Source organism: Bradyrhizobium sp. AZCC 2230 (assembly GCF_036924495.1).
Taxonomy (GTDB): Bacteria; Pseudomonadota; Alphaproteobacteria; order Rhizobiales; family Xanthobacteraceae; genus Bradyrhizobium; species Bradyrhizobium rifense.
Map to the genome: position 1 here is coordinate 2661119 of NZ_JAZHRS010000001.1, position 21910 is coordinate 2683028.

Below are 21910 nucleotides of genomic sequence, written 5' to 3' on the forward strand. Positions count from 1 at the left end.
AACAGCGCTCCCGGATTACGCTGCGCTCCATCCGGGCTACGGCTGTGAGAACAAGGCGGCGCCTACGCCGCCTTCCCGCCCATATAATCCGGCAACCAGCGCTCGTGCGACGTCCGCAGCGCATCAATTGAAACAGGCGCCTCGCCCCCGATCGCGATCGCATCGCCACCGGTGGTGCCGATGCGCACGCAGGGCACTTCGCAACCGCGCATCTTGGCGAGCACGCGGCCGGCTTCCGTTTCCGGCACGGTGACGAGATAGCGTGCCTGGTCCTCGCCGAACCAGTAGGCCTGCGAGACAAGCGAACTCGGCGCCGCCAGCAGCTTTGCACCGATGCCGCTCGCCATCGCCATTTCGGCGAGCGCGATCAGCAGGCCACCGTCGGAGAGATCGTGCACGGCGGTCGCAGTGCCCGCATGGATCATGCCGCGCACGCAGTCGCCGTTGCGCTTCTCGGCCGCAAGGTCGACCGGCGGCGGCGCGCCCTCCTCGCGACCGCAGATGTCGCGTAGATAAACCGACTGGCCGAGCCAGCCATGGGTGTCGCCGATCAGGAGGATCGCCTCGCCCTCGGCCTTGAAGGCGAGCGACGCAGACTTGGTGAAATCGTCGAGCAGGCCGACGCCGCCGATCGAGGGCGTCGGCAGGATCGCGCTGCCGTTAGTCTCGTTGTAGAGCGAGACGTTGCCTGAGACGACCGGGAAGTCGAGCGTGCGGCAGGCTTCCGAGATACCCTTCAGGCAACCGACGAACTGGCCCATGATCTCGGGGCGCTCAGGATTGCCGAAGTTGAGATTGTCGGTGATCGCGAGCGGCTTGCCGCCGACGGCCGTGATGTTGCGCCAGGCTTCCGCCACTGCCTGTTTGCCGCCCTCAAACGGATCGGCCTCGCAATAGCGCGGCGTGACGTCGACGGTCAGCGCCAGGCCCTTCGGCCCGTCCTGCACGCGCACGACCGCGGCGTCGCCACCGGGGCGCTGCATGGTGTTGCCGAGGATGACATGGTCGTACTGCTCCCAGACCCAGCGCTTGCTGCACATGTCGGGCGTGCCGATCAGCTTCTCCAGCGCCGCACCGAGCGCCATCGGCGCCGGCACTTCGCGCGCATGCACGGTCGGCAGCGCGGCGGAGGGAACATGCGGACGGTCGTAGAGCGGCGCCTCGTCGCCGAGCTCCTTGATCGGCAGATCGGCCATGACGTCGCCGCCATGCTTGACCACGAAGCGCTTGCTCGGCGTGGTGTAGCCGACCACGGCGAAATCGAGGCCCCATTTCTTGAAGATCGCCTCGGCTTCCTTTTCCTTCTCGGGCTTGAGCACCATGAGCATGCGCTCCTGGCTCTCCGAGAGCATCATCTCGTAGGCGCTCATGCCGGTCTCGCGGGTCGGCACCGCGTCGAGATCGAGGTCGACGCCGAGATCGCCCTTGGCGCCCATCTCGACCGCTGAGCAGGTCAGGCCTGCCGCGCCCATGTCCTGGATCGCGATCACGCAATCGGCTTCCATGATCTCGAGGCAGGCTTCGAGCAGAAGTTTTTCGGCGAAGGGATCGCCGACCTGCACGGTCGGGCGCTTCTCCTCGGACTTGTCGTCGAACTCGGCCGAGGCCATCGAGGCGCCGTGGATGCCGTCACGGCCCGTCTTGGAGCCGAGATAGACGATCGGCATGTTCACGCCGGAAGCGGCCGCATAGAAGATCTTGTCGGCATCGGCGAGGCCGACCGCCATTGCGTTGACGAGGATGTTGCCGTCGTAGCGGGTGTGGAAACGCACCTGGCCGCCGACCGTCGGCACGCCGAAGGAATTTCCGTAGCCGCCAACGCCGGCCACGACACCGGACACGAGATGCCGGGTCCTGACGTGCTCGGGCGCGCCGAAGCTCAGCGCGTTGAGGCAGGCGATCGGGCGCGCGCCCATGGTGAAGACGTCGCGCAAGATGCCGCCGACACCGGTGGTCGCGCCCTGATAGGGCTCGATGTAGCTCGGGTGGTTGTGGCTCTCCATCTTGAAGACCACGGCCTGGCCGTCGCCAATGTCGATCACGCCGGCATTCTCGCCGGGGCCCTGGATCACCCAGGGCGCCTTGGTCGGCAGACCCTTCAGATGGATGCGCGAGGATTTGTACGAGCAGTGCTCGTTCCACATCGCCGAGAAGATGCCGAGCTCGGTGAAGGTCGGCTCCCGCCCGATCAGCTTCAGGATGCGCTCGTACTCGTCGGGCTTGAGCCCGTGGGCGGCAACCAGCTCGGGGGTGATCTTGGGTTCGTTCTTCATGGATTCGGGGCTTTCGGCGGGCGGTTGGCCGTTCTTAGGAACATCAGGGGCTGACGAAAAGCCCTTTATGGCGCATTTTCCCGCTGTCCCACGTTTTGCGGCCGGGGGGTGCGGGAACAGGAATTGCACGGGGCGGACGGATCGGATTTAAGGGCTAAAGACCCGCAATTGAAGGCCCATTTCCTTGCATGAATTGACCAAAACGGCCTCGCCCCAGCGCCCCGACCTGCACATCGCCACCGAGGGGGAATTCACGGGTTGGCAGACCTGGATCCGCGACAGCTTTGAGAACCATATCGGCCCCTTCTGGCACCGCCTGGAGGCCGATGGCAGCGTCCGCTGCGCCTTCCGGGTCGAAAAGAAGCACCTGAACGGGTCCGGCAACGTTCATGGCGGCTGCTTCATGGCGTTTGCCGACTATTGCCTGTTCGCGATCGGCCGAAATGCCCTGAACAGCAAGGGCGTCACCGTCAATTTCGCCTGCGAATTCCTCGATGCCGGGCACGAGGGCGAGCTGATCGAGTGCACCGGCGAGGTCACCCGCGCCGGCGGTTCGCTGATCTTCCTGCGGGGCGAGATGATGGCCGGCGAGCGCCGGCTGTTCACCTTCTCCGGCACGATCAAGCGGGTGAAGCGGAAGGTGCCGCCTGCGGGCGCCGTTACCACCTGATTTGACTGCAGCGCTCCTCGCGAAATCTGCGGCGACGCAATCAAACAGCACGTTCCCGAGCGCGCTCTGAGACCAGTATTCGATTGACCGATGTGTCAAGGCCAAGCGAGGTTGGTTACATAAGCGCGACAGGGAGGAAACGTCAGTGATGATTCATTGGGTTCGCATCTCGATTGGCGTTCTGATGATCGCCCTGCCTGTCGATAAGGCGATGGCGCGGGTGGCCCGTATTGTCATCGATCAGACGGTTGCCCTTCCCGACGGGCGCAACGAGAGTCTCTCGGGTCGCGCTTACGGGGAATTGGACCCCAAAGACCCCCTCAACGCCGTCATCACGGACATCCAATACGCACCGCTGAATGCACGCGGCCGGGTCGAATATGTATCTCGATTCACTCTGACCAAGCCGACGGACATGCACAACGCGAGCGGCGTGCTCTGGTACGACGTCGTCAATCGCGGTCGTCCGGTCGCCATGAACAACAGCCCGAGTTCAATTGGGCCATCTGCCACCAAGCCGCAGGATTTTGGTCACGTGGCGCTGATCAGCGGTTGGCAGGGGGATATTGAGCAGACGACAGACAATTGGACCGTCCAGGTTCCTGTCGCGCGCAATTCGGACGGATCTTCGATCACGGGGGTTGTGCTGGCACGTATCGCCAACGTCCCCAAGGGCACCAACACGCGTCCGCTCGGGATGCTCGCGACTTTGATCCCTTACGATGCCGCGTCACTCGATACGGCAAAAGCCCATTTGATGACAAAGAGCTCGGAAACACGGACGGGCGAAACCGGCGTCTCGGACAGGATCGCCGACGCCGATTGGGCCTTCGCCGACTGCACGAGAGTTCCTTTTCCGGGCGAGCCGAATCCGCGTTCGCTGTGTCTGAAGAATGGATTCGATCCGAACCTGCTTTATCAGCTCGTCTACGAAGCCAAAGACCCCAAGGTGTTGGGCGTTGGCTTTGCCGCGATGCGTGATGTTGCTTCGTTCTTCCGCTTTGAAACCGCCGACGATGAGGGGACGCCAAACCCGATTGCGGGAAGAATTCACAACGCGGTCGTGCAAGGGATTTCGCAGTCGGGAAACGCTTTGAAGACGTTCATCCTGCTCGGCTTCAACCAGGACGAACAAAAACGCCGCGTATTCGACGGCGCCAATCCCCACATTGCCGGGAGGCTGACGTCCGTCAACGTGCGCTTTGGATTGCCGAGTGGCTCTGGCACCCTTTACGAACCCGGCGGAGAAGGCGTGCTGTGGTGGACGTCCTACACGGACGCCAAGCGGGGGCGCCATGAGGCGAGCCTGCTGGACCGCTGTACGGCGACTGCGACATGCCCGAAGATTTTCGAGACGTTTGGCGCAAGCGAATATAACGCTCGATTGATGACGGTCGCCGAAACGGGGACTGATGGCAATGCCGACCTCCCTCTTCCCGCAAACGTGAGGCGCTATTATTTCCCGGGCACCACACACGGCGGAGGACCAGGCGGCTTTGATCTGCTTGCACGGCCAGCGGCCGGTTGCGTTCTTGCTCAGAACCCCAATCCCGAAGATGAAACGATGAACGCGCTGCAAATCGCGTTGGTTGACTGGGTCGTGCAAGGAACGGAGCCGCCGCCAAGCGTCTATCCGACATTGGCTCGTGGCGATCTCGTACCCAATACGATGCAAGCCATGCACTTTCCATCGATCCCCGGCGTGCCATCGCCCACCGGTATGGCGGTTGGGCTATTCGACTACGACTTCGGAGAGAGTCTGGACTACCAAGATTTTTCAGGCGTCATCACGCAGCAACCGCCGACCATCAGGCAAATCATACCCGCTTTGATGCCTCGCGTTAATCAGGACGGCAACGAACTGGCTGGTGTGGCCTCAGTCCTCCATCAGGTGCCGCTCGGGACTTATACGGGATGGAACGCAACAGCGACCGGATTCTTCAAGGGCCAGCCTTGTGGCGGCGGATTGACCGGGGGTTACATCCCATTCGCCAAGGTGAAAAGCGAGCGAGAGGCCGCCGGCGATCCGAGGCCGTCGTTGGAGGAGCGATACGGCACCCAGGCGGGGTATGTCTGCGCCGTGAAAACTGCCGCCAAACAGCAAGTTGCGCTTAGGTTCCTGAGACCTGAAGACGCCGACCGCCTGGTCGCAGCGGCGGCTGCCGTTGACAAGTTGTCCGGCCTATCGCCGACTCCGGAAAGGAGCAGCGTGGGCGAGGCGCTCTGCAAGAACTAGGCTGAGCCGAAAGCGCCGGTGGATGCGGCTTCTTTCGCCCGCTCACGCCGAGATCTGTTTCTCGGCAATCGAGAGCCACTCGGCCTGCGCGTCGCGCAGATATTTTGGCGCGCGGCGCATCTGGATCAGGAGCTCGTTGAAGACCACGCGCGCCTCGGCGGTGCGGCCGACCATTTGCAGCAGCATGCCGTAACGCACCCGCGCTTCGGCGCCCGGAAAATAGCCGGCGACGGCGTGAAATTCCTCGAGCGCCTCGTCGAGCCGGCCGACCTCGGCGAGCGCACGAGCGTACAACAGATGCGCGTCGGCGGAGTCGAACTCCGGCCATTGCTTCTGGAGATCGTCCAGCGTCGCGAGCGCATCGGCCGGACGCCTGGCGGAAAACTCGGCCTGCGCCTTGCCAAGCGCATAGATGGGATCGTGGCCCATCGGCAGCGACAGGATATGGTCATAGTGCTGCTCGGCCTCACTGAACCGACCGACCTTTGTACACTCTTCGGCAAGCGCCGCGCGATTGGCGATGGTGTCGGTGCCGGCCAGCCGGTCGGACAATTCGCGATAGCGCTTCTCCGGATCGAGCCGGTTGGCGACGCGCTGGCGCGCCTGCCGCGCGCCGGGGCTCGAGAACCATTCGGGAATGAGCTCGACCGCGATATAGGCGATCGCGCCCATCATCGGCACCAGCAGAATGATGAAAGCCCATGGCCGCAATCGCCTGGTGCGCGAGGCGTGGTAAATCAGCGTGATATCGAGCAGCAGAACGACCAGGGCAACGGGCATGTGACATCCGGGAGCACAACGACAGCGCAGGCTTCCTGATATCGCAATCGGCGCGACGGAACAACTTTGAGTTGCCCCTCCCCGCGAAAAATCCGCGACGTGGGACGCATGCGCCTTGATGGCGACGAGGAGTCAGTCGCGTCAGACGCGATGGAGGTTCACGAGGCCGCAGCCCAACGCGACGATGGCTTGGGCGCTACTATTTGGCGTCGTCCGCCAGCATCTTCCGGTATTTCTCGACGTCGCGCGTCACGAGTTTTTGCAGAACCTCGGGCGTGTGCTCGTCGGGATCGGGCGCGACGGTCGAGAGCTCGCCAAAACGCTTCTTCACCGCGTCAGTTTCAACCGCCGTGCGCGCCGCCGCATTCAGCTTGGCGATGATGGCCGGCGGCGTCCCCTTGGGCGCGAACAGGCCGTTCCAGCCCTGCGCCTCGAATTCCGGCAGGCCCGCCTCAGCCGACGTCGGCAGATCGGGCAGCGTGGCGAGCCGCACCGTCGAGCCGACCACGAGCCCCCGCACCAGCTTCTCGTTGATCGACTGCGACACGGAGGCCGCTGCGTCGCAGACGCCGTCGATCTGGCTGCCGATCGCATCAGTGAGCGCGGGCGATGCGCCGCGATAGCCGACCAGCGTCGCGTCGATGCCGGCGGCCGTGACAAAACTCTTGCAGATGAGGTAGTTCGACGAGCCGACGCCGGCATGGCCGAGATTGATCTTGCCCGGATTGGCCTTGGCGTAGGTGATGAACTCCTTCAGATCCTTCGCCGGAAAATCCTTGCGCAGCGCGATGATGCCGAAGGTCTTGGCCACCATGCCGATCGGCGCAAACGAGTCCGGCGTGAACGGCAGCTTGGGATAGATCGTGTAGGTCGCCGCATTGGTACCGGCATTGCCGATCGCGATGGTGTAGCCATCCGGCTCAGCGCGCGAGGCGCGCGCCAGCGCGGTCGAGCCGCCGGCGCCCGCAACGTTCTCGATCACGATGGACTGGCCGAGCGCCACGCCCATCTGCTCGGCCACCGTCCGCGCGATCACGTCCGACGTGCCGCCGGCTGCGAACGGCACGATCATGGTGATCGGATGTTTTGGAAAATCCTGCGCGAACGCAGCAGTCGCGAACAAGGACGCCGCGATTGCGGCGAGCGCACGCTTCACCACGAACGAAATCACGCGGCCTTTTCCAGATGCGCGGTGAGGCCTGCGAACAGGCCGCAGCCATCGGTGCAGCCCATGATGTCTTCGACGTGGTTTTCCGGGTGCGGCATCATGCCGAGCACGTTGCCCTTGTCGTTGACGAGGCCGGCGATCGAATGCGCGGCACCATTGATATTGTGGCTCTCGTCCACCGCACCGTCGGCCGAGCAGTAGCGATAGAGCACGCGCCCCTCGCCCTCGATCCGCTTGATGGTCTCTTCGTCCGCCTCGTAATTGCCCTCGCCGTGCGCGACGGGCACGCGGATCACCTGGCCGGCATTGTAGCCGCGGGTGAACGGCGTATCCGAGCGCTCGACGCGCAGATGCACGTCCTTGCAGATGAATTTCAGCCGCGCATTGCGCATCAGCACGCCCGGCAGCAGGCCGGATTCGCAGAGGATCTGGAAACCGTTGCAGACGCCGAGCACGAGGCCACCCTTGGCGGAATAGTCGCGCACCGCATCCATCACCGGCGCCCGCGCCGCAATCGCACCACAGCGCAAGTAGTCGCCGTAGGAGAAGCCGCCGGGCACGACCACGAGGTCGGTGCCCGCAGGCAGTGACGTCTCGGCGTGCCACACCATCGCAGGCTCGTGGCCCGAGATCAGCCTCAGCGCGCGCGCCATGTCGCGTTCGCGGTTGATTCCGGGAAAGACGAGGATGGCGGCTTTCATGATTCAGGTTCCGACTAGGGTGGGAATCGGGTTGGCCCGCGGGCCAATTCGTCAGGAGACATAGCCATTTGACGGGAATTTTACCAGTGCTAGCCTCGCCGGGCGGCCTTGTACACAGGCCATGGCCACGGCACTCCTGCCCAACGATTTTGCCGGGGATTGAAGCCATGAACGTCCCGTCACTGCCCACATCCCAGTCCGAACCGGTGTCCGCCGAGGGCGTCGTCGCCGCCGGCGCCTATGTCGACGGCCGGCGCGTCGCCAACATCGCCATCAGCGAGGCGTCGAGCTGGCGAGCCAAGCCCGGCCATGTGGTCTGGATCGGGCTGCACGAGCCCGACATGGCGCTGCTCGGCGCGGTGCAGAAGCAGTTCGACCTGCACGAGCTCGCCATCGAGGACGCCAACAACGCTCATCAGCGGCCCAAGATCGAGCAATATGGCGAGGCCCTGTTCATCGTCGCGCGCACCGCGCAATTGATCGAGGGCCGCATCGCCTTCGGCGAGACCCACATCTTCATCGGCGACGGCTATCTCGTGACCGTCCGTCACGGTGCCTCGACTTCCTATACGGCGGTGCGCGAACGCTGTGAGAGCTGTCCGCGGGCGCTGGCGCGCGGCGAGGACTACATCCTCTATGCGATCCTCGATTTCATCGTCGACAACTACTCCCCCGTGCTCGAGAGCATTCACGACGAGGTCGAGGGCATCGAGGACGACGTGCTCTCGACCGCGATCACCAAGGCGCAGATCGAACGGCTGTACATGCTGCGCCGCGACCTCTTGCGGCTCCGCAACGCGATCGGGCCCCTGGTCGAAGTCTGCCGCCGGCTGGAGCATGACGAGCTGTCGATGGTTCGGCCGGCGATGCAGACGCTGTTTCGCGACGTCACCGACCACGTCCGCAACATCCAGGAGCGCATCGATTCCATGCGCGAGGTGCTGGCCTTCGCCTTCGAGGCGAGCCTCTTGGTCGGCCAGGCGCAGGAGACCGCGGTGTCGAAGAAGCTCGCCTCTTGGCTCGCGATCCTCGCCGTGCCCACCGCAGTCGCAGGCATCTACGGGATGAACTTCAAATACATCCCCGAGCTGCAATGGGAGTACAGCTATTTCGTCGTCATGGGGATGATGGCGCTCGCCTGCCTCGGATTGTACTGGCGCTTCCGCCGTGTCGGGTGGCTGTGAAGCGCCACGCCGACGTCAGACGATCTCGACCCGATAATTCTCGATCACGGTATTCGCCAGCAGCTTGTCGGCGGCGTCCTTCAGCGCGGCTTCCGCCTTGGCCTTGTCGGCGCCGGCGAGTTCGATGTCGAACACCTTGCCCTGCCGCACGCTGGCGACGCCGTCGACGCCGAGCGACTTCAGCGCGCCTTCGATGGCCTTTCCCTGCGGATCGAGGATGCCGGTCTTCAGGGTAACGGTAACACGTGCCTTCACGTCAAATCCCCTTAGCTTTTCACCAGCACCGGGCCGGAGCCCTGCGGACGCTCGTTCTCCATGAGGATGCCGAGGCGTTTGGCAACTTCCGTGTAGGCCTCGAGCAGGCCGCCGAGATCTCTGCGGAAACGATCCTTGTCGAGCTTCTCGTTCGACTTGATGTCCCACAGCCGGCAGCTGTCCGGCGAAATCTCGTCGGCAACGATGATGCGCATCATCTCGTTCTCGAACAGCCGGCCGCACTCCATCTTGAAGTCGACGAGGCGGATGCCGATGCCGAGGAAGAGGCCGGTGAGGAAGTCGTTGACGCGGATGGCGAGCGCCATGATGTCGTCGATCTCCTGCGGCGTGGCCCAGCCGAAGGCGGTGATGTGCTCTTCCGACACCATCGGGTCGTTGAGCTGATCGTTCTTGTAATAGAATTCGATGATCGAGCGGGGCAGCTGGGTGCCCTCCTCGATGCCGAGGCGCTGCGACAGCGAGCCGGCAGCAACGTTCCGCACCACCACTTCGAGCGGCACGATCTCGACCTCGCGAATCAACTGCTCGCGCATGTTGAGGCGGCGGATGAAGTGGGTCGGCACCCCGATGTCGTTGAGGTGCTGAAACAGGTACTCCGAGATCCGGTTGTTGAGGACACCCTTGCCCTCGATCACCTGATGCTTCTTCGCATTGAACGCTGTGGCGTCATCCTTGAAGTGCTGGATCAGGGTACCGGGCTCAGGACCTTCATAGAGAACCTTTGCCTTGCCTTCATAAATGCGACGCCGACGGCTCATTGGGATGTACCGTGTTTTGTTGAAATCCATGTATTTGGTGTGCTCCGGTTACCAGGTTACGACCCACAGCGGAGCTGCCGTGAACGGCCTGGACCCCCATCCGAATCCTTGGAAACAGAACGGGAACCAAGCCTTTAGGCAACCTATCCGATTGGCTGTCCCAGCACAATCGATCCGGCCCATCCGACGCTGACTTATACCACCTTGCCTGCGGCTTTACGGCTCGTTGTTTCGCCGATTCGTGCCCCCTATCTAGGCATGCGCAGGGGCCCTCGCAACGAGGGCCGCCACGTCCGGCAGCCCTTAGGGAATTGGAAGACGCATGAGCGAATTCAACAAGCGCGAGGAAGGCTTTGAGAAGAAGTTTGCCCTCGACGAGGAGCAGAAATTCAAGGCGGAGGCCCGCCGCAACCGGCTGCTGGGGCTGTGGGCGGCCGAAAAGCTCGGAATATCAGGCGAAGCCGCCACGGCCTATGCCAAGGAGGTCGTCGCGGCCGATTTCGAGGAGGCCGGCGATGGCGACGTCCTGCGCAAGCTCATGGCCGATTTCGCCGCCAGGAACGTCGCCGTCACCGAACAGGCGATTCGCGGCAAGATGAGCGAGCTGCTCGCCGTCGCGGCCGCCGAGGTGAAGGCCGGGAAGTAAGCTTAACAGCTGACGGCGGATAGCCTTGGAAGGCCTCCGCCGCTCGCCCTCTCGGGCTTGCAGCCGGCCCCTGGCAGTGCCAAATGGGCGGCATGTCCCAGGAAAACCATCAAGATCACATTTCCAACGTTCTCGCCCAGCGCTATGCCTCGCCCGCCATGCGCGCCATCTGGAGCGGCGAAGGCAAGGTTCGCCTCGAACGCGACTACTGGATCGCCGTGCTGAAAGGCCAGCGCGATCTCGGTATTCCCGTGCCCGATGGCGTGATCGAGGCTTACGAGCGCGTCAAGGACCAGGTCGACCTGGACTCCATCATGCGGCGCGAGCGCATCACCCGCCACGACGTCAAGGCGCGGATCGAGGAGTTCTGCGAACTGGCCGGTCATGAGCACCTGCACAAGGGCATGACCAGCCGCGACCTCACCGAGAATGTGGAGCAGCTGCAGGTCTTCCGCGGGCTGCAGCTGATCGAGACCAAGAGCATCGCCGCGCTCATTCGCTTTGCGAAGCACGCCAAGCAATTGCGCGACATGCCGTTCACGGCGCGTACGCACAATGTGGCGGCGCAGGTCACGACACTCGGCAAGCGCATCGCCATGTTCGGCGAGGAGATGCTGGTTTCGCATCAGAGCCTGGTCAACGTGCTGGACACCTATCCCGCGCGCGGCCTGAAGGGCGCGGTCGGCACAAGGCTCGACCAGATCACGCTGTTCAACGGCGATGCCGGCAAGGCGCGCGCGCTCGAGCAGCAAATCCTCAAGCATCTCGGCCTGCCCAAGAGCTTTGATGCGGTCGGCCAGATCTATCCGCGCAGCCTCGACTTCCGCGCGGTTAGCATTCTCACGGAGCTTGCCAGCGGTCCCGGCAATTTCGCCAAGACCATTCGCCTGATGGCGGGCCACGAGCTCGCCAGCGAAGGTTTTGCCAAGGGCCAGGTCGGCTCCTCCGCGATGCCGCACAAGATGAACAGCCGCTCCTGCGAGCGCATCAACGGCCTGCATGTCGTGTTGAAGGGCTATCTCGCGATGGCCGCCGGCCTCGCCGGCGATCAGTGGAACGAAGGCGACGTCTCCTGCTCGGTCGTCCGACGCGTCATGCTGCCGGATGCCTTCCTCGCGATGGATGGCCTGCTCGAGACCCTGCTCTCCGTGCTCGACCAGATGGAAGTGTTCGACGCCGTCGTCGCGACCGAGCTGAACCGTTATTTGCCCTTCCTGCTGACCACCACGGTGATGATGGAAGCGGTGAAGAAGGGCTCGGGGCGCGAAGGCGCGCATGAGGCGATCAAGGAACATGCGGTCGCGGCCATTCGCGACCTGCGTACCGGCAAGATCGTGCAGAACGACCTGCTCAAGCGTCTCGTCGCCGATCAGCGTCTCGGCCTGAGCGAAGGTGAACTGCAGCGCGTGCTCGATCACGGCCGCGCCAATTCCGGCGATGCCGGCGCCCAGGTCGACTACTTCGCCGAGCAGGTCGATGCGCTGGCGAAGGCGAAGCCTGAAGCGGCGAGCTACGCGCCGGGCGCGATCCTGTAAGCGAATGGTGAGTGGCGAATAGCGAGTGCAATATCCATTCGCTACTCGCAATTCGCCATTCGCCCTCTTACTCTTCCTTGAAGCCGTACTCCGGCACATTGCCGCTGGCGCCGTAATATTTGTACGGCAGGAATTTGCCTGACATCGTGATCTTGACGCGGTCGCCCTTCGGGTTGGCGACGCGCTCGATCGCCATGTCGAAGTCGATCGCCGACATGATGCCGTCGCCGAATTCCTCCTCGATCAACGCCTTCCAGGCCGGACCGTTCACCATCACCATCTCGTAGAAGCGGTAGATCAGCGGATCGGTCGGCGGCATCGGCGTGCCGGTGCCGCGCATCGGCACCTCGTTGAGCATCGCAGTCTCGGTCTTCGACAGGCCGAACATTTCAGCCGCATTGGCCGCCTGAGGCTTCGTCAGCTTCATCTGGCCCATGATCGCGCCGACGATCAGCACCTCAGAATAGCCGCCGATTTTCTCGCAGATATGTTTCCAGCTCCAGCCTTTCTCGCGCTTGATGTCGAGCAGCTTCTCGGTGAGGTCTTCGCGTTTCATGTCGGGGTCTCCCTTGGCCAGGCTAATGTGACGGACGTGCCGCTTTGGGAGGCACGAAACGTGCCAAAAAATGAGGCTTACGGTTACGTCCCGCCGCATGATGAAGCTGGAAAATTGCTGGCCGTGGCCAAGACGACATGGAGTTGGAACGCGAGTAACGGTCTCGTAGGGTGGGCAAAGGCGCACAGCGCCGTGCCCACCATTTCTGTCTGAGTTTCGTCGGAAGCAACGGTGGGCACGCTTCGCTTTGCCCACCGCTACGAGACCGCCCACGAGACCGCCCAAGAGGCCGCGCTACACCAACGTCTTGGAAAACCCCGCCGCGAGATGATCGATCAGCGCGCGAACGGCCCGCGGCAGGCCGCGTCGCGTTGTGAAGACGAGATGCACCATGCCGCGGTGACCGCGCCACTCCCTGAGCACATGGACAAGCTTGCCTTGGTCAAGCGCATCCCGACAGAGGTGATTGGGCAGCAACGCAACACCGAGACCGGCGACCGCCGCATCACGCACCGCGCAAAAGTCGCCGCATCCCATGCGCGGCTCGAGCTTGAGAACGCGCGCCTGTCCATCGTCGGTCTGCAGATGCCATTCCACCAGCGCGTCGTTATCTGATGTCGCCAGGATAGGAAGCGCGGTCAGGTCATCCAGCGTTCGCAGCCGGCCTGCAAGCTGGGGGCTTGCAACAAGAATGCGCGTGGAGGTGCCGAGCGATCGCATCGTCAGCGCTGCATCACCCGTGAGTTCGGACCGAATGCGCAAGGCCACGTCGATCCGCTCGTCGATCAGGTCGACCGGCCGGTCGATGGCGACGAGTTGCAGGCGCACCTTGGGATAGCGCGTCAGGAAGCTTGCGATGAGCCCGGACATTTCCGCGACCATGCCGGTCGGGCAACTGAAACGAATGCGGCCGTGCGGTTCGGCCTGCGCTTGCGTCACCAGCGCCTCGGCCTGCTCGGCTTCAGTCAGGATCGCTCGACAGCGCTCGTAGAAGGCTTGCCCCACCTCGGTGACGCGAAAGCGTCGGCTTGATCTCTCGATGAGGCGCAAGCCCAGGCGCTCCTCCAGCCCTGCAATCCTCCGGCTGAGCTTTGACTTGGGCTCGCGTAAAGCCCGCCCGGCGGCGGTGAATCCGCCGTGCCCAACCACCTCGGCAAAATAGGCAAAGTCGTTCAAATCAGCCTTCATCGTTCCTCTCATAGAACGCTGAGTACCATATCTCCCGTCTGTTCGCACCATCGTTCCATTGGCATTTACGACGGGCAACGGCGATTTCGCCACGTGCTTTCGCAGGAGACGGACGATGACGAACAGGTTCAACAACAAGGTCGTGGTGGTGACCGGCGGCACGAGCGGCATCGGCCTTGCGACCGCGAAGGCTTTTGCGGCTGTGGGCGCCTCGGTGTTCATCACCGGCCGCCGCCAGGACGCGCTGGACGCGGCGGTGAAATCGATCGGCGGTCGCGTGACCGGCGTGCAGGGCGACATGGCCAATCTCGCCGACATCGACCGCCTCTACGACACCGTCCAGAAGAAGCACCCGCAGATCGACGTGATCTTCGCCAATGCCGGCGGCGGCGAGTTCGCGCCGCTCGGCGCGATCACCGAGGAGCACTATCAGCGCACATTCGACACCAACGTGAAGGGCGTCCTGTTCACGGTCCAGAAGGCGCTGCCATTGCTTCGCGAAGGTGCCTCCATCGTGCTGAACGCGTCGACCACCAGCATCTCCGGTACGCCGGCCTTCAGCGTCTATTCGGCAACCAAGGCGGCGGTGCGCAACTTCGCGCGTAATTGGATCCTCGACCTGAAGGACCGGCACATCCGCGTCAACGCGATCAGCCCCGGCGTCACCGACACGCCTGCGCTGAACCATCTGTTCGGCGGCGGTGAGCAGGCGGCAGGCACGAAGACGTATCTCGCGGGACTCATTCCGGCCGGTCGCATCGGCCAGCCCGAGGAGATCGCCAAGGCCGTGCTGTTCCTGGCCTCCGACGAGGCAAGCTTCGTCAATGGCGTCGAGCTCTTCGTCGACGGCGGCCAGACTCAGATCTGAAGCGCGCCTGACGTCAGCACAACTTATCGAAATTGGAGACAACCGATGACCCGGACCAATGAATCGGCAGATCGCATCCACGAACTGCTTCACCGCAACCTTCAGGAGGTTTTCGGCGAGGGCGACGCAAAGCGCCGCCGCGCCGCAATCGACGAGCTCTGGACGGAGAACGCCGCCCTGTACGTCCCGCCAGGCGTCGTTATCGGCCGCGACGCGATCGACAAATTCGCCGGCGATCTGCGGGCCACGCATCCGCACTTCGTCTACACGCCAATAGGCGAGCCCCAGGCGCTTCACAACGCCGGACGGCTAGCCTGGACATCAGGTCCCCGCGGCGAAGCACCTGATTACACCGGATGGGACGTCATCATCGTGGAAGATGGCAGGATCGCTGCGCTCTATGTGTTTCTTGACCGGCCGGGCAAATGAACGCTGATGCTATCCAGCCAATCAAAGGCAGAGAGCACCGGGCAGCGCGTGGCGCCTTGAACCAAGTCCGCCCGCGCACCCAAAAGACTATCGGAAGGCACGATCCAGATACGCATCGATGCGTGCCTGTGACACGGCATCGAGCGCACTTTGCTCAGCGGCAGAACGCACGTCGCTTCTCTGGAGCGCGGATCGCCCATAGCGAGCCGGGATGAATGCGGCCGCGGCAACCCACGGTCCTGCGATTCGTCTCGTATTATCCAGGGACAAGCCGACGATCAGCTTGTGCGCGTCGGTCCTCTGGCCGGAAGCCGTCAACGTCGCGGGCGCGGCCAGGCCCCAGCGGTTTCCAACGGGCGACACGAAGACATGGGGCGTAACTCCCCCGGAAACCATCGTCGTAAATGTCAGCGTATCGACAAAAACATCCGACGTCGCTTTGTCGACCGCCAATGTCTTGACTTCATTGAGGTCGAAGAATGTCGAGATCAGTTCCTTCATTCCGATATTGCCGGAAATTGGATAGGCATAGTTTGACGAACGATAATCCGATGGGCACTGGACGCTACCATCTTCCAGCGCAAACCCAAGCTTGACGTTCTCCAACAAATCCTTTGCCGTTTCACTCACAACGAAATGTCGGAGATTCTCGCGCTTGAAATCGCCGCCCGCCGACAGAGTAGCGCCTGCGGTTCCGTTCGAAATCAACTTGACGGGGTCGGCGAAACCGGCGGCCGCATTGTCCACCGTGATATCAAACGAAAAATCAAACGCGATACCAGTCTGGATATATTTGTCGTAGATGGCACGCTCGTGAGCGTTCATTCGCGTTCTCATTTGCGGATTCCAAGGCCGCCCGCGCAGCAGCGTAAGCTGCTCGATGATGGGTGGATTGGGAGGATCCTCATTGTTCAGAAGCTCGATCGCCTTGTCCTGGATGGCAAGCCGCGTCTCGCAACGGATAAATTGCACAAGGTCGGGCGTCTTGACGCCCGTGACCTCCTGCTGAACCGGATGCAGAGAGCATCCGGCGGACGCGCCGGCAATCAGTAACGCGAGAAATCGCGCCCCCCTCCATCCGGGCAGCAAGCCTTTGCCACGGCCTAAAATACGGCTCCGAATTCCGTCCAAACCTGAATGCATGGTGTCCCCCAACGAGCTGGGTCAGGGCGTGACACGCGCAAGCAAGGGGGCCTCATGCCCCGTCGACAAAAATTTGAAAAATAGCGGCCCCAAAAGACAACGCGCGAGTTGCCTCAACCCAAGATAAGTATCTCGCCGATGCTATACCTTGGGTAAAGCGTGTCAAAAGGAAAGTTGAGGGCTGCCCGCTGATCCATCCGCACTGATGCGGACCGATCACTTCGCCTTCGCGATCATCTCCTCAAGCCGCGCCAGCTCCACCTCAAGATCCCGCTCCACATCCGCGGCCCGGATCTCCAGCACGCGATAATCCCTCGCCTCCAGCCATGCTCGCCGCGACGCACGATCAGCGGCAATCGTCTCGCCCTCGCCGGGGTTGACCAGCTCGATCGCGATCCGGTGCGGGAACGAGACGAAATCCGGGATGTGGCGGCCGACCGGGGTCTGGCGCTTGAACCCTCCTGCGAAGCGGCGATCACGCGTGAGTGCCTGCCACAGCAGGCGCTCGGCATCGGTCGGGTTGCGGCGGAGCAGGCGGGCGAGACCGCGCACGGTCGAGCCGCTGTCGGGCACACCGCCGCCCTGCCCGTGCTCGGCCAGCAGCGCGCGCAGGCGCGTGGCCTGCTCGCCGTCGAGCACACCGCCCTTGGCCGGACCCTTGCGCCCTTCGGCGATCGCCATCACCACCCCATGCAGGGTGTGCATGTCCTGCTTGGTCGGCTCCATCCGGCTGAAGATGTTGCGCAGATTGATCAGCATGGTGTCGCGCTTCTCGGCCGGGCGCAAAAATTCGACCCGGTCGAGCTCGCGGATGAGGTTGTCGAAGAAGGCCTGCATCTGGTGCTGCGAGGCGCGCTCGGAGCGCTCCGGCATGGCGTGCGGCAGCTCGCCCGATGTCGCCCGCTTGAACCATTCGTAGCCGACCAGCAGCACGGCCTGGGCGAGGTTGAGCGAGGCAAACCCCGGATTGACCGGGAAGGTGATGATGCGGTTGGAGAGCCCGACCTCCTCGTTGGTCAGGCCCCAGCGCTCCCGGCCGAACAGTATGCCGGCCTTGCCGCCGGTAGCAACGTGCCCCGAAACCTCCGCGGCGGCCGCTTCCGGCCCCACCACCGGCTTGGCCTGATCATGGGGGCGCGCGGTCGTGGCGAACAGCAGGTCGAGGTCGGCGACGGCCTCACCGACCGTGTCGAACAATTCGACCTTTTCCAGAATATGGTCGGCGCCAGCGGCGGCGCGCTGGGCGGCGATGTTGGGCCAGCCATCGCGCGGGTTGACGATGCGCAAGCGGCTCAGGGCAAAATTGCCCATGGCGCGCGCGGCCATGCCGATGTTTTCCCCGAGCTGCGGCTCGACCAGGATCACGATGGGACCGTCGAGGGCGAGGCCCGCCTTGGTCTTGTCGGTGCCGGACATCTCATTCCACTTTCTGATTCAGCGTTCTTCTCGTTCAGCTTCCGAACGGTTTGAACTCCTGTCTGAAGACGCTGATCCAAGCCTTCATCCACGCGGCCGGCCCGCCTTCCGTGCAGGGCAATTTCTGCAACGGAGATAACAGGGTTAGCGCCGTTTGCTAATCCGAAATCGGCATCTCAACTGGGGACGGTTTCTTTCGCCAGCTTGTGCGCGATTTGCTTTCGGATATGGCTTATCAACCACAACTAAAGCGAAGCCGAAAGGGCGGAGCTAAAAACACAATTCAGGGGGGTGGTGATGCGCGGTCGATGGACGTTGGCAATTCTGGGAGCGGTCTTGATCGTGGTGGGCGGCCTCATCGCCCATCTGACGCAGACCGCCGGCGGCATCCGGATCCAGGATGTCAGGTTCAAGGGCGCCAAGGGCAACACCATGAGTGCCCTGCTCTACATCCCCACAAATGCCACCGCGCAGACCCCGGCACCGGGCATCCTCGCCGTCCACGGCTACATCAACTCGCGCGAGACCCAGGACGGCTTCGCCATCGAATTCGCCCGCCGCGGCTATGTCGTGCTGGCGCTGGACCAGACCGGCCATGGCTATAGTGACCCACCCGCCTTTGCCAACGGCTTTGGCGGCCCTGACGGCCTCGCCTATCTCCGCAGCCTTGATATCGTCGACAAGGCCAATATCGGCCTCGAGGGTCACTCGATGGGCGGCTGGACGGTGCTGGCCGCAGCCACCGCGATGCCGAATGACTACAAGTCGATGGTGCTGGAGGGCTCCTCGACCGGCAAGCCGTTCGCAGCCGACGGCACCCCCAGCTGGCCGCGCAACACCGCTTTGGTGTTTGCCCAGTACGAGGAATTCTCCACCCTGATGTGGGGCGTCGATCTCGCCCGCGATGTCACCAAGAGCCCCAAGCTGTGGGCGATGTTTGGCACGCAGGGGCCGGTCGAGCCGGGCAAGGTCTATGGCGACCCGGCGGCCGGGACCGCCCGGGTGCTGTACACGCCGGCCATAACTCACCCGGCCGAACACATCTCGCATGAGGCGATCGGCTACAGTCTCGACTGGTTCGCCAAGACGCTGCAGGGCGGCACGCCGCGGCCGGCCGACGACCAGATCTGGTTCCGCAAGGAGCTCGGCACACTGATCGCATTTGCTGGTTTCGTCGCGCTGTTGATCGGCACCTTCGACGGCCTGCTCGAGGCGCCAATGTTCTCCCGGCTGCGCCTGCCCGCGGGCGCTGACGGCACCATGCCGCTGCATCACGCCGCCACCGGCCGGAGCTGGACCGCGGCGTTGATCCTGTCCGCCTTCATCCCGGCGCTGACCTATTACCCGGCCTTCGCGCTGGGCGGGACCTTCGTGACGCCGACGGCGTTCCTGCCGCAGGGCATCACCAACCAGATCCTGGTCTGGGCCATCATCAACGGCCTGATTACGCTGGCGCTGATGCGCTTCGCCCCGAAGCGCAAAGGCCGGACCGGGCTGCTCGGCCAGTCCCTCGTGATCACGGTCGCTTCGGTCGCAGTCGGCTATGCCGCGCTGTGGCTCGCCGACGCCGTTTTCAAGATCGACTTCCGCTTCTGGATCATCGCCCTGAAGCTGATGAACCCGAAGCAGTTTGTGATCTTCCTGATCTACCTGATTCCGTTCACGGCGTTTTTCGTCGTGGCGCTGCATGTGCTGCACCGGAATTTCTCGACCATGGAGGCGCCGCGGCTCGCGCTCTATCTGACCAATACCCTGGCGCTGACGTTCGGCTTCATCGTGCTGCTGCTCCTGCAATATGGCGCGCTCTGGCTGACCGGAAAGCTTTTCAACCCGCTCCCCGATCCCGGCTTCGTGCCGCTCTCGACCATCGTCGCCATCCAGTTTGTGCCGCTGCTTGCGATCGTCGCCGTGATCGCGACCTTCACCTGGCGACGAACCGGATCGAGCCTTCCAGGCGCCCTGATCTCCGGCCTGTTCGTGACCTGGTACATCGTCGCCGGCACGGCCACGCAGGCCGCCTTCTAGAGGCGTTCTTGAACGGCGCCGGTTGGCTCGCGGGACAGGTGCCCAAACAGGGTGCGACAGCCGTCATTCCGACCCGTTCGGAATGGCGGTTCTCGGCGAAAAGATGGGCTGAAACTGCATAACCGCTCCGCTTCCGCCCGCCCCCGGGCGGTGCTATAGCGCGGGAGATTTCCACCGCGGCCGTCAAAAGGCGCCGTTCCCAAGAGGGCTTCTCCGATCATGGCAAAAATCAAGGTATCCAATCCCGTCGTCGAACTCGATGGCGACGAGATGACCCGGATCATCTGGCAGTACATCAAGGACAAGCTGATCAACCCGTTCCTGGATGTCGAGCTGCAGTATTTCGACCTGGGCATGGAGTACCGCGACCACACCAACGATCAGGTGACCATCGACGCCGCCGAGGCGATCAAGAAGGTCGGCGTCGGCGTCAAGTGCGCCACCATCACCCCGGACGAGGCCCGGGTGAAGGAGTTCAACCTCAAGCAGATGTGGAAGTCGCCGAACGGCACCATCCGCAACATCCTCGGCGGCGTGATCTTCCGCGAGCCGATCATCTGCAAGAACGTGCCGCGCCTGGTTCCCGGCTGGACCAAGCCGATCATCATCGGCCGCCACGCTTATGGCGACCAGTACCGCGCCACCGACATCAAATTCCCGGGCAAGGGCACCCTGTCGATGAAGTTCGTCGGCGAGGACGGCACCGTGATCGAGAAGGAAGTGTTCAAGGCTCCGGGCGCCGGCGTCGCCATGGAGATGTACAATCTCGACGATTCCATCATCGACTTTGCCCGCGCCTCGCTGAACTACGGCCTGCTGCGCAACTACCCGGTCTATCTCTCGACCAAGAACACGATTCTGAAGGTCTATGACGGCCGCTTCAAGGACATCTTCCAGGACATCTACGACCGCGAGTTCAAGACCGAATTCGAGGCCAAGGGCCTGACCTACGAGCACCGCCTGATCGACGACATGGTCGCCTCGGCGCTGAAATGGTCCGGCGGTTACGTCTGGGCCTGTAAGAACTACGACGGCGACGTGCAGTCCGACACCGTCGCGCAGGGCTACGGCTCGCTCGGCCTGATGACCTCGGTGCTGCTTACCCCGGACGGCAAGACGGTCGAAGCCGAAGCCGCTCACGGCACCGTGACGCGCCACTACCGCGAGCACCAGAAGGGCAAGGAGACCTCGACCAACTCGATCGCGTCGATCTTCGCCTGGACCCGCGGCCTGTCGCACCGCGCCAAGCTCGACAACAACGCCGAACTCGCCAAGTTCGCCGCCACGCTGGAGAAGGTCTGCGTCGACACCGTCGAGGAAGGCTACATGACCAAGGACCTTGCGCTGCTGGTCGGCGCCGACCAGCGCTGGCTGTCGACCACCGGCTTCCTCGACAAGGTCGCGGAGAATCTCGCGAAAGCGTTGGCGGCGTAAGCCTGCGCATTATTTTCGCCCGATCGGGGTTAGACATCATTATGGGCCGCGCCCAGGCGCGGCCCATTCATTTTGATACCATGTGTGGAGGTCCCCCATGTCCATCCCCAAGTTCGCAATCCCCTGCCTGCTGCTCGCCGCTATGGCCGGGCCCGCCTCCGCCGCCGAGACGCTGCCCGCCGCCATCGCCGCAGCCGGCGAGAGCGTCGTGCTCAGCGTCCACGCCGAGGGCGCGCAGGTCTATGAGTGCAAGGCCGGCGCCGACGGCAAGCTCGCCTGGGCGTTTCGCGAGCCAATCGCGACGCTGCTTGTCGAGGGCAAGACCATCGGCCGTCACTATGCCGGGCCGAACTGGGAGCACGCCGACGGCAGCGCCGTCGTGGGCAAGGCGATCGGCAATGCGCCCGGCGCAACGGGGGCCGATATCGCCTGGCTGAAGCTGGAGGTCGCCTCCCGCCGCGGCAGTGGCGTGCTGACGCCGGTCACCACGGTCCAGCGCATCAACACCCATGGCGGCAAGCTCGACGGCGCTTGCGACAAGGCCGGCGAGTTCAGAAGCGCGCCCTACTCGGCCGAGTATATTTTCCTGAAGAAGGGCTGAGGAACTAGGCGCACGGGTCGGCG

General features: G+C 63.4%; 20 protein-coding genes. 10 read left to right on the forward strand and 10 right to left on the reverse strand.

Annotation, left to right across the window (positions count from 1 at the left end):
- Positions 1 to 62 precede the first annotated feature (62 nt).
- Positions 63 to 2273 carry a phosphoribosylformylglycinamidine synthase subunit PurL gene (purL, locus tag V1280_RS13060; RefSeq protein WP_334524083.1) on the reverse strand — a complete coding sequence of 737 codons (2211 nt, stop codon included), beginning with the start codon at positions 2271 to 2273 and terminating at the stop codon, positions 63 to 65.
- 184 nt (positions 2274 to 2457) lie between these two features.
- On the opposite strand from purL, the gene V1280_RS13065 reads away from it, so the two are divergent.
- Positions 2458 to 2943 (forward strand): PaaI family thioesterase, encoded by a 486-nt coding sequence (locus tag V1280_RS13065; RefSeq protein WP_334524086.1) that lies wholly within the window; start codon positions 2458 to 2460, stop codon positions 2941 to 2943.
- 148 nt (positions 2944 to 3091) lie between these two features.
- Entirely contained in the window at positions 3092 to 5179 is a 2088-nt protein-coding gene (locus V1280_RS13070; RefSeq protein ID WP_334538286.1) for an alpha/beta hydrolase domain-containing protein, read from the forward strand.
- Positions 5180 to 5221: 42 nt separating this feature from the next.
- On the opposite strand, the gene V1280_RS13075 is transcribed toward V1280_RS13070, so the two are convergent.
- The 3 genes from V1280_RS13075 to purQ form a co-directional block, all read right to left on the reverse strand.
- Entirely contained in the window at positions 5222 to 5959 is a 738-nt protein-coding gene (locus V1280_RS13075) for a tetratricopeptide repeat protein (RefSeq protein WP_334524089.1), read from the reverse strand.
- 199 nt (positions 5960 to 6158) lie between these two features.
- Positions 6159 to 7130, reverse strand: coding sequence for a tripartite tricarboxylate transporter substrate binding protein BugD (locus V1280_RS13080; protein ID WP_334524092.1), 972 nt, complete (start codon positions 7128 to 7130; stop codon positions 6159 to 6161).
- On the reverse strand, positions 7127 to 7828 hold the full coding sequence (gene purQ, locus V1280_RS13085) for a phosphoribosylformylglycinamidine synthase subunit PurQ (RefSeq protein WP_334524095.1): 702 nt from the start codon (positions 7826 to 7828) through the stop codon (positions 7127 to 7129). The genes V1280_RS13080 and purQ overlap by 4 nt, the downstream gene beginning before the upstream one ends.
- A gap of 167 nt (positions 7829 to 7995) precedes the next feature.
- Here purQ and V1280_RS13090 point away from each other — a divergent pair, with 167 nt between their 5' ends.
- Positions 7996 to 9012: a magnesium and cobalt transport protein CorA gene (locus tag V1280_RS13090; RefSeq protein ID WP_334524098.1), complete on the forward strand. Its 1017-nt coding sequence runs from the start codon at positions 7996 to 7998 to the stop codon at positions 9010 to 9012.
- 15 nt (positions 9013 to 9027) lie between these two features.
- Here the strand turns inward: V1280_RS13090 and purS are convergent, their stop codons facing one another.
- Both purS and purC read right to left on the reverse strand, forming a co-directional pair.
- Entirely contained in the window at positions 9028 to 9267 is a 240-nt protein-coding gene (gene purS / locus V1280_RS13095; RefSeq protein WP_148773046.1) for a phosphoribosylformylglycinamidine synthase subunit PurS, read from the reverse strand.
- An 11-nt stretch (positions 9268 to 9278) separates the two neighbouring features.
- Complete coding sequence (gene purC, locus V1280_RS13100; protein WP_173015815.1) at positions 9279 to 10046, reverse strand: phosphoribosylaminoimidazolesuccinocarboxamide synthase; 768 nt, start codon at positions 10044 to 10046, stop codon at positions 9279 to 9281.
- Between the two features lie 322 nt (positions 10047 to 10368).
- Between purC and V1280_RS13105 the strand changes: the two genes are divergently transcribed.
- Together V1280_RS13105 and purB are read left to right on the forward strand one after the other, a co-directional pair.
- The gene (locus V1280_RS13105; protein ID WP_334524104.1) at positions 10369 to 10692 is read left to right on the forward strand and encodes a DUF1476 domain-containing protein; all 324 of its coding nucleotides are present in this window, start codon (positions 10369 to 10371) and stop codon (positions 10690 to 10692) included.
- A gap of 83 nt (positions 10693 to 10775) precedes the next feature.
- Positions 10776 to 12227 carry an adenylosuccinate lyase gene (gene purB / locus V1280_RS13110; protein ID WP_334524107.1) on the forward strand — a complete coding sequence of 484 codons (1452 nt, stop codon included), beginning with the start codon at positions 10776 to 10778 and terminating at the stop codon, positions 12225 to 12227.
- 67 nt (positions 12228 to 12294) lie between these two features.
- On the opposite strand, the gene cynS is transcribed toward purB, so the two are convergent.
- Positions 12295 to 12783, reverse strand: a complete 489-nt coding sequence (cynS, locus tag V1280_RS13115) for a cyanase (RefSeq protein WP_334524110.1) — start codon at positions 12781 to 12783, stop codon at positions 12295 to 12297.
- A 294-nt stretch (positions 12784 to 13077) separates the two neighbouring features.
- Positions 13078 to 13971 (reverse strand): LysR substrate-binding domain-containing protein, encoded by an 894-nt coding sequence (locus V1280_RS13120; RefSeq protein ID WP_334524115.1) that lies wholly within the window; start codon positions 13969 to 13971, stop codon positions 13078 to 13080.
- A gap of 115 nt (positions 13972 to 14086) precedes the next feature.
- Between V1280_RS13120 and V1280_RS13125 the strand changes: the two genes are divergently transcribed.
- Entirely contained in the window at positions 14087 to 14839 is a 753-nt protein-coding gene (locus V1280_RS13125) for an SDR family NAD(P)-dependent oxidoreductase (RefSeq protein WP_334524120.1), read from the forward strand.
- Between the two features lie 45 nt (positions 14840 to 14884).
- The gene (locus V1280_RS13130) at positions 14885 to 15268 is read left to right on the forward strand and encodes a nuclear transport factor 2 family protein (RefSeq protein ID WP_334524123.1); all 384 of its coding nucleotides are present in this window, start codon (positions 14885 to 14887) and stop codon (positions 15266 to 15268) included.
- Positions 15269 to 15355: 87 nt separating this feature from the next.
- Here V1280_RS13130 and V1280_RS13135 read toward each other — a convergent pair whose 3' ends face one another.
- The gene (locus tag V1280_RS13135) at positions 15356 to 16411 is read right to left on the reverse strand and encodes a hypothetical protein (protein ID WP_334524126.1); all 1056 of its coding nucleotides are present in this window, start codon (positions 16409 to 16411) and stop codon (positions 15356 to 15358) included.
- A 216-nt stretch (positions 16412 to 16627) separates the two neighbouring features.
- Complete coding sequence (locus V1280_RS13140; RefSeq protein ID WP_334524129.1) at positions 16628 to 17827, reverse strand: TrmJ/YjtD family RNA methyltransferase; 1200 nt, start codon at positions 17825 to 17827, stop codon at positions 16628 to 16630.
- Between the two features lie 297 nt (positions 17828 to 18124).
- On the opposite strand from V1280_RS13140, the gene V1280_RS13145 reads away from it, so the two are divergent.
- The 3 genes from V1280_RS13145 to V1280_RS13155 all read left to right on the forward strand — a co-directional run bounded on the left by V1280_RS13145 (position 18125) and on the right by V1280_RS13155 (position 21887).
- Positions 18125 to 19852, forward strand: coding sequence for an alpha/beta hydrolase family protein (locus tag V1280_RS13145; protein ID WP_334524132.1), 1728 nt, complete (start codon positions 18125 to 18127; stop codon positions 19850 to 19852).
- Positions 19853 to 20071: 219 nt separating this feature from the next.
- Positions 20072 to 21286, forward strand: coding sequence for an NADP-dependent isocitrate dehydrogenase (locus V1280_RS13150; RefSeq protein ID WP_334524135.1), 1215 nt, complete (start codon positions 20072 to 20074; stop codon positions 21284 to 21286).
- 97 nt (positions 21287 to 21383) lie between these two features.
- Positions 21384 to 21887, forward strand: a complete 504-nt coding sequence (locus tag V1280_RS13155; protein ID WP_334524138.1) for a DUF3455 domain-containing protein — start codon at positions 21384 to 21386, stop codon at positions 21885 to 21887.
- Positions 21888 to 21910 lie beyond the last annotated feature (23 nt).